We start from the raw sequence: 14,591 nt of genomic DNA on the forward strand, positions 1-14,591 counted from the left end.
AAGCCTTATTTGTTAGTAGATGATTTGAACAACTAAATCCTTTATTGTTTCTTTTATATCATTTTGGATGGCTTCTTTTTCTAATAAAAAGTAGGAGGATTTTAGGAAATTCTTAAATGCTAGTTGAGCATAATACGGTTGTAATTCATTATTTGAAGTTGCATATTTATCTGCGAGGGACTGTTCTAAATGTTTCAGCCAAGATACTATGAATTCTTCATTAAGATGATACTTAGTTAATGTAACAAATGCGCGTGCCAACCGTTCTTCTTCATCGTCTTGATAGCCATGTGCTATGGAAAGAAAACGTGCAATATGGTGCAAAATTTTTACGGCATCATTCTCAGATGCAATAGGATGTTTAACAATGGAATCTAGTAAGTCAGCGCCATGTGCAGCTGCATGAGCCCAACCTTTTTTCTCTACATATCCCCTAAAGTCTAATTCTTTTCCCATATATTCATGCGTTGCATCTATAACTTTTCGTACTAAATCTTTACTAATTATTTGTTTAGTAGAATCGTATTCTACTATTGCGGCATAAAAAAGCGTAGTAAACGATCGAGTAAATACAGAGTCAGTTATGGGCTTATTTATATCCAATACTACTGATTTATTCTCTAACAGTTTGTTTAGAATGTATTCCAATTGCTGTTGATCCAGATTATTTCCTGTTATCAATGTACAAAAAGCGCTGTAAATAAGGTTGTCCTCAAGATTGGGTTTGTAGATCCTATGTTTTCAATCATTTCATTCAAAACTTCCGATGAAACAAATTTTAAGTCTCCTGAAATAATGCTTTGTAAAACGTCTTTGATGTTTGTCATGCTTTTCTCCTTAATATGAATTTATTGGTATTAATAATGAATGCAAAGTCATAAAAGGTCAACTAGAAATTTGTATTTTAAATTGTTATTTTGTCAAAAGTAACAGTATTATCTAATAATTCCGTGTTAAACTAGTAATATCTAGTTTAGTAATATGGGAGGTACAAAGTGAAAATTTGGAGAAAACTTTTAGTAAGTATAGCAGCTGTATTTATGGTAAGTGGAGCAGTTTTTATCCCAGTAACAGTTGATTCTAGCGTTGAAGCTTCTGCTTCCTATACGAATTTAAAAAATTCGATTAACAATATTATGATGGACAGTAGAATGAGAAACGCTTCGACTAGTGTGGCGATTAGAAAGGCTTCTACTGGAGAAATAGTGTATCAGTATGACGGGGATAAAAGGATTACTCCAGCGTCATCACTTAAATTGTTAACTGTCGCTGCAGCACTAGATACACTTGGTGAAAATTATCGTTTTTCTACATCTGTTTTAATCGATGGCAAAGTGAAAAATGGAACATTAAATGGTAATTTGTATTTACGTGGTCAAGGAGATCCGACTTTATTGAAAACACAATTGGATAGCTTTGCAGATGGTTTGATGAAGCAAGGAATTAAACAAATTTCTGGAAATTTAGTCGGTGATGATATGTGGTTTGACTCGGTTCGATTGTCAGCAGGTATTTTAGCAGAAGATGAGCCTTACTACTATGCGGCACCGATATCAGCATTGACACTTTCACCAAATAATGATTTTGATGCAGGTTCTGTTATCGTTGAAGCGATACCTTCAGTTAATGGAAAAGCTACGAAAGTAACGTTAACTCCCTTAACAAGTATGTTAGAAGTAGTGAATAATTCTAAAACGGTTCCTAAAGGCAACAAAAGCACGTTGAAAATTACTCGTCAAGTTGGTACAAATAAGGTTGTTATTACGGGGAATTCTCCGAGAGGGTCCTCTGGAGCAAAAGAATGGATTTCAGTGACAAACCCAACTCTCTATACACTAGATGTCTTTAAAAGATCATTAGCGGAAAAAGGAATTACGCTTGCCACTTCCTCTAAAATTGTTCAAGGTAAAACTTCCGAAAAGGCTCATGTTTTATTGTCTAGAAAATCCATGCCTTTGAAAGAATTAATCGTTCCATTTATGAAATTGAGTAATAATACACATGCGGAAATGTTAGCAAAAGAGATGGGGAAAGTTAAATACGGAGTAGGGAGTTGGGATGCAGGTCTTAAGGTAATGCGTGAATATACAGACTCTATAGGACTAGATAGTAATTATTGGAACATTGAAGATGCATCGGGAATGTCCTACTCCAATAAGATTACTTCAAATCAATTATCGCAATTATTATATGTTGTCCGATCTGAACCTTGGTATCACACTTATATGAACAGCCTTCCTATAGCAGGTGAATCTGATCGTTTTATAGGAGGTACACTGCGAAATAGAATGAAAATGGCTCCAGCAAAAGGAAATGTGATAGCTAAAACAGGTAGTTTAGAAAATATTAAATCACTTGCCGGTTATGCAAAGACAAAAGGCGGAGAAACGCTTATTTTTACAATATTGACGGAAAACGCAAAAACGAGCACCATCCCAGTCATCGACCAAATTGCCACCGCGATTACTAATTTCAATTAACGTTACAAAATTGTTACAGGTGCCTGGCACCAGTAATAATTTTAGCTTGTTAGGGATAGTTTATGTATTTGCATTCATGTACTATACTTGAGTAAGTAGTGAGGTGAGCGTGATGGCAAGGGAAAGAAAGTTTACAGACGAGGAATTATTCAATGCCACTAAAGCAATGATTATTAATGAAGGGTATGAATCTTTCTCATTCAGTCGATTGGCTGCTATTCTAAACGTATCGAGAGGTAGCATATATAAATATTACGAAAATAAAGATGAATTAATTTCTGAGTTTTTAATGTACGAGATGAATCGTTTCCTAACTGAAATGAATGCACTCAATAAAAAAGGTGATTTCCAAACTCAATTTGATTTATTGATTGATTTTATTTTCCAACATAATAATATTCATCAAGTATTGGAGATAATAAATCAAATTCCTTCCAACGCGACAAAAAGAGTAGAAGGAAATAAAGTAAAATTAGGTGAATACCATGTGGATATGTATCAGCAATTCCAAGGTTTAATTGATTTGGGTAGAAAAGAAAAAAAGATTAAAAGTCATTTACCTACAGCAGTAATATTAGGAATGGTATTTCAAACAATTGCTATACCAAACCATTTCGGGATCTCTCAAGATGAATGGATCGCTTCAATAAAAGAAATTTTATGTCATGGAATGTTCCAGATAGAGTAATTGACATAACTGTCACTTTTGAACATAATATAAGAGACAGTTATGTTTTTTTTGTTCAAAGTGACACAAGTGTCACTTATAAAGGATTTTAAGGAGAGTGAATTATGCAGAAGATTATTCGACATGTAACAGATTTTGTAACTTCCAAAAAAGGAATGTGGATTACACTAGGGGTATGGGTAGCCATTACTATGTTGTTAGCTGTGTTTGCACCTAGCGCAAGTGAGTACAAGGTATCAGGCGTCGCTTCTTTACCAGAAGATGCCCAATCCGTCATTGCACAACAGAAGATAGATGACCACTTTAAAGATGCAGAAAGTATACCAGGTATTCTAGTTCTTCAATCAGACAACGTAGAAATAAATACAGAAATCCTTGGTGAGGCTTTAGATAAAGTGAGTGTAGCTAATATTCATGGGTTAAAAGAGTTGATACCTTTTAGTAGTCTTCCACCGCAAGCTCTTGCTGGCTTTTTCTCAGAAGATAAAGAGACAGCGGTGATTCCATTAAGCTTTGAACCTTCCTTAGATACAAAAGATCTAGAAGCAGGTATAGAAAAGGTAAAAACAATTGTCCAAGATCAAACAAAAATGACTGTTTATATGACAGGTCCAGCAGGAATTGCTGTAGATACGTTAAATTTATTCTCAAGAGCAGATATTGTATTGCTACTATCTACAGTTGGAATTGTTTTGATTTTATTAATCGTAATTTACCGTTCTCCGCTACTAGCATTAATTCCGTTGTTAGCAACTGCATTTGTGTATGAAGTAGTTAACCAAATTCTAGGTCTGTTTGGAAAAGGTGGATTAGAATTAGCGACACAGTCTACATCCATTATGTCTATCTTATTATTTGCTGCAACGATAGATTATTCGTTATTCGTTTTTTCTCGATACCGAGAGGAACTGAAGAACTATGAAAGTAAATTTGATGCAATGAAGTGGGCGATGCGTGAAACCGGAATCCCTGTATTTTACGCAGGCGGAACCGTACTTGCAGCGATGCTCGTTCTGTTTTTTTCAGAGTTTGGTGATTATCGAAACTTTGCTCCAATATTCGGTACGACTATGTTTGTTATTATGATTGCATCGATAACGTTAGTACCTGCATTGTTTACACTTTTCGGCAGAAAATCATTTTGGCCAAAAGTTCCGAAATTTGGAGATACAGAAATAAAAACAAGTACGCTGTGGAGTAAAATTGGTACATTTGTTGTCAATAAACCGATTGTTGCAGCATTATCGATATTAGCCATTCTAGTAATATCAGCTTTCAATATGTTCAATATGAAATATGAATTTGATACAATCAAATCTTTCCCAAGTGACATGCCTTCACGAGTAGGATATGAAGTCATTGAAGCGAAGTTTGAAAAAGGTGATCTAGCTCCAACGACGGTTCTATTTGAATCCACAAATGAAATAACACCAAAGGTACAAGAGAGTTTACAGAAACAGCTTTCTAAACAAACTTTAGTAAGTGAAGTTCGCCCAGCTGGAATTTCAGAAGACGGTTATGCGATTCAATACCAATTAACTTTCGAAGAAAATCCTTATTCGGTTGAATCCATGGATGCATTAGAGAATATGGTTGAGAACGAAAAAAACATGTTGCAATCAAGTAATATAAATGGAGAACTTTACTTTGCAGGTGAAACAGCGACGAAAGTGGATGATCGCTCAGTTAATGATCGTGATTTAATCGTTATCGTGTTGTTAGAAACAATATTAATTTTTATTATGCTTATTTTCTTAACGAAGTCATTTAAAATGCCAGTATACATGATGGGAACAATTTTACTATCTTTCTTAGCGGCAGTTGGACTTGGCATGTTCTTAACTAATTTATTTTTTGACATCGATACGATAAGTAACCGAGTTCCACTGTATTCATTTGTTTTCTTAGTAGCACTTGGAATTGATTATAATATTATCTTAATCTCTAGATTTTTAGAGGAGCGTAAAAAGCACACTGTAAAAGAAGCGGTTCAAATTGCGGTTGCTAATACCGGTGGGGTTATTTCGTCAGCAGGTATTTTACTTGCAGCAACCTTTGCAGTCCTCATGACGCAACCAATCCAATTACTATTTGTGTTTGGATTCATAGTAGCAGTAGGGATTATCCTAGACACATTCTTAATTCGAGGAATACTACTACCTTCCTTAATCATCCTATTTGAAAAAGATAAAAAGTAAAAAATAGCGTGGTACCAGGGTAAAAACCCGGTACCATGCTATTTTTTTACAGAAGTATTACGGGTGCCAGGCACCTGTAATACTTTTGTAACTTATTTTAGGTGTAACGCTAAAGTTAAAAAGTACTTTATTTTGATAACTCAAAAAATATATTATATATGCCGATAATAAATTGTAGATATATTTTGGTGAGTTATTTGGGGATTTTTGAGAGAGAAGGGTTAATATAATGAGGAGAAGATCATTAAGTACAAAAATGGCATTAATTCTTGTTGTTGTCATGTTGTTTTTGTTTGTAGCAGTTTCCGCACTGTTCACTATTAGCACACTTAAAACAGTTGAAGACTCTATTAGAAGTCAAGCGGTATCAACTGCTGATTACTTGGCTAGCAAAGTTGACGGAGATAAATACAAAAAGTTTATGGAAGAACCAGTGGAAAGTGATACATATTGGAATTTAAGAGATCAGTTTGTCAATGCATTGGATAGTACAGGTGTACTTTATTTGTATACGCTAAAAGCCGATACAAAATCGGTTGAAATAATGATAGATGGATATCCAAAAGGTGAAGAAGGTGCCGCAACCATTGGACAAAAAACAACAGGTACAACATTTGCAGATGTAAGCTCCGTTTTACAAGGGAATTCAGTAAGTACAAAAGTTATCAATGATCCTGAGTTTGGCAGATATCTATCTGCTTTTTCTCCAATTAGAGATAATAAAGATGATATTGTTGGGATCTTGGCAGTAGATATCGCCGCAGAAAATGTAGTAGGAATTCAGAACAATCTTCTTAAAACCACTATACCTCTTGTTGCGATAATATTTCTTGTGATTATTCTTGTTCTTACAACCATATTTTATATATACACAAAACGAACGTTGGCGCCTCTTACTGTTGTAAGCGAAGCCTTGGGTGACTTTGCAGAAGGAAAATGGACTGTAGCATCCCAAAAAGTGGAAGCAATAAAGTTCCGATCAGAAAATGAAATTTCCGCTTTAGCAAAATCATTTATGGCTTCTCAAGAGCAATTGAGCGCAGTAATGACTGAGATGACTAGTCACTCTACTCAGGTATTACGTTCATCAAAACAGCTTTTTGAGACAATTGAAATGACAACGGATAATAATACATTGATTAATAAAAGTATGGTTGAATTGGCAGCAGGAAGTGCAAAATCATTACAGCATAGTGAAGATTCCGTTACTGCTCTAGAACAGATGTCAATAGGCATACAAAGAATTGCTGATTCAGGGAATGAGATGTCGAATACATCGAATGACGTTACTATTTTTATAAGTAAGGGGCATGAAGAATCTAAGCGAGTTGTTAAACAGATTAAAGATGTTCAAGAAATGGTTCAACTAACAGGCGGGAAAGTGGAAGAGCTTAGTGGCCAATCTAAACAAATTCAAGAAATAACGAATGTGATGACAGGTATTGCTGAACAAACCAATCTACTCGCGTTAAATGCTGCAATTGAAGCAGCACGTGCAGGTGAATCTGGAAAAGGGTTTGCAGTAGTAGCAGATGAGGTAAGAAGATTAGCAGAGCAATCAAAGCAATCAGCTGAAGAAATAAGAGCGCTGATTGATAATTTCGAACAAGTCACGAATGACGTTAGAAATGTGATGGTTGCAACATCCACAAAAGTTACAGAGGGAACTGAAGCGGTTCAAAAGATTGGCGAAATGCTGGAACAGGTGGTCGGTACGATCAGTCAAATAAATTTAGAAATTCAAGATACTTCTGCGATTACAGAAGAAATGTCAGCAGGCTCAGAAGAAATACTTGCTGCTTTTGAAAATATTAAAGGGTTCGCAAGTGATGCCGCTATACAAACAGTAGAAGTTGCGAGCTCCACAGAAGAACAGACAAATGCAATGGGTTCATTGGAAAAAATGAGTGATGAACTTCAAAAAGTTGCACATTCATTAAGTGAATTGATTGATAAATTCGAGTAATATTGAATGAAAAAATGAAAGGAAGAGCAAGCCACAAAAATGGTTTGCTCTTCTTTAGGTATTGAGTGGTCTAAGCTCATATGGCATTAATCTCATTCTCGTTTTGAAGTAAAGGGAAATGGTTGAAACTGTGTTCACTCGTATAAGCAAAAGGAATTTATTAATCGATTTTGGACAAAATTAATAAAGAATGGATGCCTAATGCTTTACGCTCATGCTGTTTATTTCTATAAGCTCCGATATCGTTACAAACTTATACCCTTGTTTTTGGAGTTCTGGTAAAATTTCTTCAAGTGCTTTCACAGTCTGAGAACGATCTCCTCCTGCATCATGAAATAACACAATATCACCTGGGCTAGCGCCAGATAATACTTTTTTTACAATTTTATTGACTCCTGGAGTTTTCCAATCTTCTGTATCTTGATGCCATGACCACATTATTACCTTGTATCCATTTTCAATAGCAGTATTAATAATACGATCATTGTAACTTCCTCCTACAGGACGATAAAACAATGGATAAGTACCGGTAATATCGTGGATAATTTCATTCGTTTTTTTTAGTTCTTCTTTAAGCTTGTCGGGTGTGATTTTTAAAGGATGTGAATACGTATGGTTCGCTATTTCGTGACCATCCTTGCCTATTTGAAGAATAAGATCAGGAAAAGACTCTGCTCGCTCACCAATGACAAAAAATGTCGCTTTTGCATGGTATTCAGCAAGTAAGTCTAATATCTGTGGCGTGTAAGTGGAATGAGGACCGTCATCAAACGTAAGTGCAATAACTTTTTCTTCGGTTTTAATTCCCCATAGAACATATCCTTTTTTTTCATAATAAGGTCTTCCTCTATCCATCGCTGAAGTAGCATAAGCTATACAAAAAAATAAAACAATTAATACTCCGATTTTTACTCCCAAAGATTTCATGAATAATTCCTCCTAGCCTTGCTTAATTGGGGGAAGTTTTAAAAATGCTTTCATCGTTGAAATTATTGTTTACCGATTACAATGAATTATACTGACGCACCTTGCAAAAAATAATTATTATCAAGTAAAAGATAAAGTTTGGAAAGAGAATGGCTATGAAAATAGAAGATAAAATAATCAAAAAAACGCTTGTTAGCAAGGAAAATCCCAACTACCAAGCGTTTTTCTATGAAATTATAATTATGACAAAAATGTTACTGGTGCCTGGCACCAGTAACATTTTTGTCATATTGGTGAATTTCGTATTGAATGGACGGGTGGCGGGTTTTGATTAGAAGATTTTTTTGCGGTCTCTTTCGTCTTTTAATAGTTCTACAGCTTCTCTGAATCGTAGGGAGTGGATATTTTCTCTTTCTCTTAAAAATCTTAATGCATCATTTATACTAGGGTCATCTGAGATATCGATTAACCATTGATAGGTTGCACGTGCTTTTTCTTCAGCCGCTATATCCTCGTAAAGGTCGGCAATGGGATCACCTTTTGACTGAATATATGTAGAGGTAAAGGGAATACCGCCAGCACTTTCGTAGAAGAGTGAATGGCCATGATTGACAAAATGTGCACCTAGTCCTGCTTTTTCTAATTGTTCAGGTGTAGCATCTTTTGTTAACTTATAAATCATTGTAGCTAGCATTTCTAGGTGAGAAAATTCTTCCGTAGATATATCTGTCAGAAGGCCGATTACTTTATCAGGAACCGTATAACGTTGATTCATATACCTTAAGGCAGCAGCTAGTTCTCCGTCCGCTCCACCATATTGCTCCATAATGTATCTCGCTAGCATTGGATTACAAGTGGTAACTTCTACAGGGTACAGCAGTTTTTTTTCATAAACCCACATCGCGTTTCTCCTTTCTCATAATTGCCATGGCCACGGCGTTTGATTCCAACGCCAACCTACCTCTATCGCTTGTTTGGAAGGGGCGGACATTAATGATAAAGGTCCAAATTTATTCTCGTAGTGTTTGCGCACCCTTGCCGCCTCTTTTATAGCTTCTCTCCATTGTTCTAAAGCATCTGCATCATCTTGGTGAGTATCTGTGTATAAAGTCAACTCAACTACGACAAAATCCATTTGTTGTACTTTTTTTAACAAGTCTAATCTTTCTTCGAATGCATTCATGAAATTCCTTCCTCTCGCGAAAATCCATCCACAAATTGTGGCCAAAGTGAGCCTTGCCAAAGTGCTTCTTCAGGAGAATTTTGTGGTAGGCCAGGGGCTTGGAAATTTGTAAAAAGTTGTGGGGGCAAAACAAAATGCTTCACTAGAATAGGTGGGCAAGGGTCCAATGGTGATACAAAAGGCTTATAGCTTCCTCGATATAATGACTGATCCAAATGATATCACTCCTTCAGACTATCCTATGAAGGATGGGCACAATTGATACTAAGAGGACAAAGTGTTTATGTAAATATTAATTGGAATAAAACAAGGTAGATAAAAAGTTTGCTGCTAGATGACCCTTTCTACTTAATTAAACAGGTAGTTGCATACATTGTAAGAGGGAGGGCTTTAACTGGAAAACTCATTTCAAGAAACCGCTTTATATGAACTCCATTTTTGGTTACAAGTGCTTGGAGATCATGGAAGGTTTATTCATGATTCTTTAGCTCCTAGTGAAACAGAAAAGATTGGTGCTGCAAGTTCATTTATTCATCACTTTGATCAATTACTAATGGCTTCCAAACAAAAACCTTTAACGAAAGAGGAACTTGGTTTTATAGCCCAACAAGCAAAAATAGCGAGTGAAGAAATTCGTGTATTTAAACTATTTCTCATAAAAGATCATTTAGTTGGAGAAATAAAAAGCTCGCTACCTCCATCTTTCATCAACCATATGGTCAACGAAGTAGAAGAGGCGATACGAGTACTTACCTATTTAGAACAAGGCCAGGAAATTCCCTTAGTACATCCTTTACATCATGATCTACTTTGGCTACTTGATGCTGCCGGTCATGCCGGTGCTATTGATGCAGATTTAGACCGAGTTGAAAAACAACTGAAAGAAAAAGGGCAGCAATTTATGAAAGACTGGGAAGATTTCTATTTAAAAGCAGTTGAACTAGCAGGTTTTTTGCGTGCGAATGTAGAAAGATTTCCAGCATTAGATAAATTCCATGAAGATATTGAATTGGAAATGGCTATTTTTAAAGTATTTTTAAAAGAATTGGAAGAAATGAATATAAAAAACGAAGTAATAGGTACCTTTACATCTCTTATGGCTGATCATATGGCTAGAGAAGAAACATATTATTTACAGAAGATTCTCTAAAGAGGAGTTTAGACATCATGCTTAATATAGTTCTAGCATATGGAGATCAGCTGATAAAATTTATTAATATTGGGAAATAGAATAGAGAGAACTGCCAAGGTAATTATTTGTTCATCTGGGTATTTTTTAAAAGGCTTAATTTCAATTTTTTTAAATATCTCGTTTTGCCTATTTATAAAGAAAGTGAAACAACCAAAAAGAAGAATTAGGTGAGTGAATGATTTGTCCACGAGAAGGTACGTAGATAAACAGGCTAGAACATACAGGTGAACGCAACTATTATTGAACGAATAGAATAGGAATGATAAACATTGGGAAGGTATAGATTTGAAACAGATGAACATGAAATGTTTCGAGCTGCACTGCAAAAATTTCTTCAAAAAGAGGCTGTACCTTATTATAATACGTGGGAAAAAGAAAGAATTATTCCTATTTCTTTTTGGAAGAAGCTTGCGGAGATGGGGTTCCTATGTCCTCAAGTTGAAGAGAAATATGGAGGGTTAGGTTTAGATTTTAGTTTTAATGTGATCATTTCTGAAGAATTAGAAAGAGTAGGAACTAGTTTAGTTGGAGTAAGTCTGCATAATGATATTGTCGTTCCGTATATGGAATCATTTTGCTCAAAAGAACAGAAGCAAAGGTGGCTACCAAATTGCGTGACTGGCGATGCCATTACAGCAATTGCAATGACAGAGCCAGGTACAGGTTCCGATTTAGCTAATATTCAAACTTCCGCTATTCACGATGGTGATCATTATGTGTTGAATGGTCAAAAGACGTTTATTACAAATGGCATTAATGGCAATCTATTTCTCGTTGTCGTAAAAACGGATTTGAAAGTAGAACCAAAATATAAAGGAATTAGTTTAATCATGGTAGAGGAAGGTACGCCAGGTTTCACAAAAGGGAAAAAACTCGGTAAGGTTGGACTCCATGCCCAAGACACAGCAGAATTGTATTTTGAGGATTGTCGCGTTCCTTCGTCTAATTTGGTAGGGGAAGAAGGATATGGATTTGGATATTTAATGGAAAAATTGCAACAAGAAAGACTAGTAGTTGCTATTGCAGCACAAATTGCTTCAGAAGATATGCTGGAATCCACAATACAATATGTAAAATCTCGTAAAGCATTTGGAAAGACTATATCATCTTTTCAAAATACACAATTTAAAATTGCGGAGATGGCGACAAAAGTAGAGATTGGAAAATCCTTTCTTGAATCACTTATTGAAGACCATCTTAATGAGAAAGATGTGGTCACAAAAGTGTCAATGGCGAAATATTGGCTGACTGAAACTGCACGAGAAATCTCCATAGAGTGTATGCAATTACATGGTGGATACGGTTACATGGAAGAATACAAAATTGCTAGACGATATCGTGATGTCCCTGTTGCCTCTATTTACGCTGGAACTAATGAAATTATGAAAGTCATTATTGCAAAAAATTTAGGATTGTAAGTGGAAAATAGAGTAATGCCTCTTTTTGGTGTCTAAAAGACATGGAAAAGAGGTCTTTTTGTTATAATATCAAAACTTTATTTAATTTTTGAATTTATATCGCATTATACGATATAATAAAAACATAAAGGAGAGTGCACTATGAATGAACAAGTAGTAGTTAAACTAAATCATTATTGGACGGATATTTATTTTTATTTGCATTATCCACACGAGGATAAAATAACTCATCAAGCTGTACGTATACTTCAGCTTATAGAAAAAGAACAATATGTTGGAGTGAATGAGGTGGCTTCCTATTTACATATTTCACATAACACAGCATCAGAACATGTGAAAAGATTGTTGGAGAAAAAATATATCATCAAAGAAAAAAATCAAGAGGATCAAAGAAAAGTGCATATATGCTTATCCGAATCGGGAAAAAATGTATTACATAGGAATACGAGTTTAGATGAGAAAAAATTAAAAACAGTTCTAGAGCAATTGTCGGATCAAGAAAAAGTAATTGTAGAAAAGGCTTTAGAACTATTAAGTCAGGGTGCAAAGAAATGTATGTTTTAATGAAGATAGCAATTTCAGCCATAATTATAGGGATTGTGACAGAAGTTGCGAGAAGATTTCCGACTTATGGTGGCGTTATTGCTGCACTTCCTTTAGTTAGTTTACTAAGTATTACATGGTTATATTTCCAAGGAGAAAAAACGGAAGTGTTAAGCAAATTTGCATTAGGAGTACTTTGGGGATTTCCAGCGACTGCCATGATGTTGATAGTAGTATATATAGCATTACAAAGTTCAGTTCATCTTTTAATATCCATAGGATTGGGTATTTGTGGATGGTTAATTTTTTTATTTGTTCAGGATTTTACTATTACTTTTGTAAGAAAACTTTTGTAGAAAACAAAAGGAAAAAACCGGCTCTAGTTTATTTTAACTAGAGTCGGTGTTTATATGGAAGTGTTAGTTTCCATCGTGTTTCCATGTTGTTGGATTACCAGACTTAGGGCAATTCGGGAATAATGCTCCCGCTTCTAATTCTTTTAGATCTCCATCTTTGTCCTTATATTTTCCAGATTCGGGTACCTTTTCGCCAGAATTGTGATGATGTCCTTCTGAATGTCTCCAATAAGTAGCCACTTCCGATTCTGGACAAGAAGGGAATTTATCACCTTCAAATAATATTTTAGTAATTCCAGCTTCGCAAGTATATTCTCCAGTTTCTTTTACTACGTCGTCTGTTGAATGTTCATACTGTTGATTTGTCATTTTATAGTCCTCCTTTGATTGTTACTTACGATCCTTATTTCCCCTTGAAGAACAAAACAAAACATTTAAGAAAATAAAAAGAAAACTTCAAAACTAGAATACTGGATGATAGACACTGACAAAAGTATTAGGGACAAATAAGTTTAATATTCAGAAAAATAGGGAAGTAGAAATAATAAAATGAAATTTTTAGCTGGTTAGGAGGTGAAAAAGTGAAGAATGGTTTTATTGCATGTATAGTTAGTACTATTTTTTTGGTGGTGCTTCCTTTTCAAGTGAAGGGAGAAGAGAACGATCGTAATCGGGGATTGTTAGGGGAGACAATTGATCAACTTATTAGTACAACAGAAGAAGTTGTTGATACTGTTAAAACGAATATAAGCCAAACTATTCCCTCACAATCTATTTTAAATCCTGTAACAGAAGGTAAAGAGCAAAGTATTCCGATCATCGAGCACGTAGTCTCAGAAGTGAGGAATACAACGGATTCAACCGTTAACAACTTAGTCAATGCAGTAGAGGAGTCCGTAGAAAACCTTCCTGAAGTACCCATTGTATCTTCTGAATTGAAGGTAACTGCAAAAAGAGTGAGAAAAGTAACCACGGAGGTGCAAAAAACAGTTAAGACGGGAGGCAAAGCTGTAAAAAAAGTAAATGATATAGTAGAAAATGTAACTGAGAAGAAACTAGACAAAACTCTTTCTGAAGAAATAAATATTACGAAACCTCCTTTAACATCAACTCCATCGAAACAATCGAAAAATTTAATTTTAGTTGAATCAGTGCCTCCTTTCTCACATATAAAGAATCCCGATGAGGCGAGTAATAAGACATCAAAAGGGACTGAAAATGTAGAATTACAAGAGGTAGAGAGACAACTAGGAAAAATAACCAATAAAACCTCAGTTAATTCAGAAGTTATCATTTCCAACGATGTGGTAAAGACCAATCAGATAAAAAATACTTCCAAAAAAATAATAGAAGTAAAAAAAATGAAAAATGCTGCTAAGACAACATTTCCAGTAGGACAGAATCGAAAGGTAGTAGTTACTAGTAGTGCAGTTATTACTGGCAGTTCTAATGTAACATTAAGTGGAGTGTCTTTTCTTTTGGGAGGTGACATACCAATTGTACTGTTGACTTCTCATCAAATGTTAAAAGAACTGGCGAGGAAGAAATGGTATCACAAAAATAGCTATGCAATTATCCAGTGGATTCATACACCACTGAGGAAACCGCCGCAAGCACTCCTTTTTCATTTGTGATTAACA

At 35.2% G+C, this 14,591-nt stretch carries 17 protein-coding genes; 10 read left to right on the forward strand and 7 right to left on the reverse strand.

Annotation, left to right across the window (positions count from 1 at the left end):
• Positions 1-12: 12 nt before the first annotated feature.
• On the reverse strand, positions 13-681 hold the full coding sequence (locus ACEPXD_RS02545) for a DUF2785 domain-containing protein (RefSeq protein ID WP_391119656.1): 669 nt from the start codon (positions 679-681) through the stop codon (positions 13-15).
• Positions 678-827 carry a hypothetical protein gene (locus ACEPXD_RS02550; protein WP_391119658.1) on the reverse strand — a complete coding sequence of 50 codons (150 nt, stop codon included), beginning with the start codon at positions 825-827 and terminating at the stop codon, positions 678-680. Before ACEPXD_RS02550 ends, ACEPXD_RS02545 begins: the two co-directional genes overlap by 4 nt.
• A gap of 168 nt (positions 828-995) precedes the next feature.
• On the opposite strand from ACEPXD_RS02550, the gene dacB reads away from it, so the two are divergent.
• From dacB to ACEPXD_RS02570, 4 genes are all read left to right on the forward strand, one after another.
• The gene (dacB, locus tag ACEPXD_RS02555; protein ID WP_391119660.1) at positions 996-2,480 is read left to right on the forward strand and encodes a D-alanyl-D-alanine carboxypeptidase/D-alanyl-D-alanine-endopeptidase; all 1,485 of its coding nucleotides are present in this window, start codon (positions 996-998) and stop codon (positions 2,478-2,480) included.
• Positions 2,481-2,592: 112 nt separating this feature from the next.
• Positions 2,593-3,168 carry a TetR/AcrR family transcriptional regulator gene (locus ACEPXD_RS02560; RefSeq protein WP_151698717.1) on the forward strand — a complete coding sequence of 192 codons (576 nt, stop codon included), beginning with the start codon at positions 2,593-2,595 and terminating at the stop codon, positions 3,166-3,168.
• 104 nt (positions 3,169-3,272) lie between these two features.
• On the forward strand, positions 3,273-5,366 hold the full coding sequence (locus ACEPXD_RS02565; RefSeq protein ID WP_391119662.1) for an MMPL family transporter: 2,094 nt from the start codon (positions 3,273-3,275) through the stop codon (positions 5,364-5,366).
• A gap of 229 nt (positions 5,367-5,595) precedes the next feature.
• Positions 5,596-7,332 (forward strand): methyl-accepting chemotaxis protein, encoded by a 1,737-nt coding sequence (locus ACEPXD_RS02570; protein ID WP_391119664.1) that lies wholly within the window; start codon positions 5,596-5,598, stop codon positions 7,330-7,332.
• A 198-nt stretch (positions 7,333-7,530) separates the two neighbouring features.
• On the opposite strand, the gene ACEPXD_RS02575 is transcribed toward ACEPXD_RS02570, so the two are convergent.
• Positions 7,531-8,259, reverse strand: coding sequence for a polysaccharide deacetylase family protein (locus ACEPXD_RS02575; protein WP_391119666.1), 729 nt, complete (start codon positions 8,257-8,259; stop codon positions 7,531-7,533).
• Positions 8,260-8,414: 155 nt separating this feature from the next.
• On the opposite strand from ACEPXD_RS02575, the gene ACEPXD_RS02580 reads away from it, so the two are divergent.
• Positions 8,415-8,594, forward strand: a complete 180-nt coding sequence (locus ACEPXD_RS02580; protein WP_391119667.1) for a hypothetical protein — start codon at positions 8,415-8,417, stop codon at positions 8,592-8,594.
• On the opposite strand, the gene ACEPXD_RS02585 is transcribed toward ACEPXD_RS02580, so the two are convergent.
• Genes ACEPXD_RS02585 through ACEPXD_RS02595 form a run of 3 tightly spaced genes read right to left on the reverse strand, consistent with a single transcriptional unit; the run spans position 8,591 to position 9,657 of the window.
• Complete coding sequence (locus ACEPXD_RS02585) at positions 8,591-9,160, reverse strand: manganese catalase family protein (RefSeq protein ID WP_391119669.1); 570 nt, start codon at positions 9,158-9,160, stop codon at positions 8,591-8,593. The genes ACEPXD_RS02580 and ACEPXD_RS02585 overlap by 4 nt on opposite strands.
• A gap of 15 nt (positions 9,161-9,175) precedes the next feature.
• The gene (locus ACEPXD_RS02590) at positions 9,176-9,442 is read right to left on the reverse strand and encodes a spore coat protein CotJB (RefSeq protein WP_391119671.1); all 267 of its coding nucleotides are present in this window, start codon (positions 9,440-9,442) and stop codon (positions 9,176-9,178) included.
• On the reverse strand, positions 9,439-9,657 hold the full coding sequence (locus tag ACEPXD_RS02595) for a hypothetical protein (RefSeq protein ID WP_391119673.1): 219 nt from the start codon (positions 9,655-9,657) through the stop codon (positions 9,439-9,441). The genes ACEPXD_RS02590 and ACEPXD_RS02595 overlap by 4 nt, the downstream gene beginning before the upstream one ends.
• 179 nt (positions 9,658-9,836) lie before the next feature.
• Between ACEPXD_RS02595 and ACEPXD_RS02600 the strand changes: the two genes are divergently transcribed.
• From ACEPXD_RS02600 to ACEPXD_RS02615, 4 genes are all read left to right on the forward strand, one after another.
• The gene (locus ACEPXD_RS02600; protein WP_391122957.1) at positions 9,837-10,592 is read left to right on the forward strand and encodes a DUF2935 domain-containing protein; all 756 of its coding nucleotides are present in this window, start codon (positions 9,837-9,839) and stop codon (positions 10,590-10,592) included.
• Positions 10,593-10,903: 311 nt separating this feature from the next.
• Positions 10,904-12,052 (forward strand): acyl-CoA dehydrogenase family protein, encoded by a 1,149-nt coding sequence (locus tag ACEPXD_RS02605; RefSeq protein ID WP_391119675.1) that lies wholly within the window; start codon positions 10,904-10,906, stop codon positions 12,050-12,052.
• A gap of 141 nt (positions 12,053-12,193) precedes the next feature.
• A complete protein-coding gene (locus tag ACEPXD_RS02610) occupies positions 12,194-12,616 on the forward strand; it encodes a MarR family winged helix-turn-helix transcriptional regulator (protein ID WP_391119677.1) in 423 nt (140 codons plus the stop codon).
• Entirely contained in the window at positions 12,604-12,951 is a 348-nt protein-coding gene (locus ACEPXD_RS02615; RefSeq protein WP_391119679.1) for a DUF3147 family protein, read from the forward strand. The genes ACEPXD_RS02610 and ACEPXD_RS02615 overlap by 13 nt, the downstream gene beginning before the upstream one ends.
• A gap of 63 nt (positions 12,952-13,014) precedes the next feature.
• Here ACEPXD_RS02615 and ACEPXD_RS02620 read toward each other — a convergent pair whose 3' ends face one another.
• Positions 13,015-13,320, reverse strand: a complete 306-nt coding sequence (locus ACEPXD_RS02620) for a hypothetical protein (protein ID WP_391119681.1) — start codon at positions 13,318-13,320, stop codon at positions 13,015-13,017.
• 212 nt (positions 13,321-13,532) lie between these two features.
• Here ACEPXD_RS02620 and ACEPXD_RS02625 point away from each other — a divergent pair, with 212 nt between their 5' ends.
• Positions 13,533-14,585, forward strand: a complete 1,053-nt coding sequence (locus tag ACEPXD_RS02625) for a hypothetical protein (protein ID WP_391119683.1) — start codon at positions 13,533-13,535, stop codon at positions 14,583-14,585.
• The last annotated feature ends 6 nt before the right edge of the window (positions 14,586-14,591 follow it).

It is taken from the genome of Psychrobacillus sp. L3, from assembly GCF_042945595.1.
Lineage (GTDB): Bacteria > Bacillota > Bacilli > Bacillales_A > Planococcaceae > Psychrobacillus.

Bases quoted from the DNA above. Each gene is read 5' to 3' on its own strand.
- ACEPXD_RS02590 (WP_391119671.1), bottom strand. From the start codon at position 9,442: ATGAATGCATTCGAAGAAAGATTAGACTTGTTAAAAAAAGTACAACAA.
- ACEPXD_RS02570 (WP_391119664.1), top strand. From the start codon at position 5,596: ATGAGGAGAAGATCATTAAGTACAAAAATGGCATTAATTCTTGTTGTT.
- ACEPXD_RS02560 (WP_151698717.1), top strand. From the start codon at position 2,593: ATGGCAAGGGAAAGAAAGTTTACAGACGAGGAATTATTCAATGCCACT.
- ACEPXD_RS02580 (WP_391119667.1), top strand. From the start codon at position 8,415: ATGAAAATAGAAGATAAAATAATCAAAAAAACGCTTGTTAGCAAGGAA.
- ACEPXD_RS02620 (WP_391119681.1), bottom strand. From the start codon at position 13,320: ATGACAAATCAACAGTATGAACATTCAACAGACGACGTAGTAAAAGAA.
- ACEPXD_RS02615 (WP_391119679.1), top strand. From the start codon at position 12,604: ATGTATGTTTTAATGAAGATAGCAATTTCAGCCATAATTATAGGGATT.
- ACEPXD_RS02575 (WP_391119666.1), bottom strand. From the start codon at position 8,259: ATGAAATCTTTGGGAGTAAAAATCGGAGTATTAATTGTTTTATTTTTT.
- ACEPXD_RS02610 (WP_391119677.1), top strand. From the start codon at position 12,194: ATGAATGAACAAGTAGTAGTTAAACTAAATCATTATTGGACGGATATT.
- ACEPXD_RS02550 (WP_391119658.1), bottom strand. From the start codon at position 827: ATGACAAACATCAAAGACGTTTTACAAAGCATTATTTCAGGAGACTTA.
- ACEPXD_RS02585 (WP_391119669.1), bottom strand. From the start codon at position 9,160: ATGTGGGTTTATGAAAAAAAACTGCTGTACCCTGTAGAAGTTACCACT.
- ACEPXD_RS02565 (WP_391119662.1), top strand. From the start codon at position 3,273: ATGCAGAAGATTATTCGACATGTAACAGATTTTGTAACTTCCAAAAAA.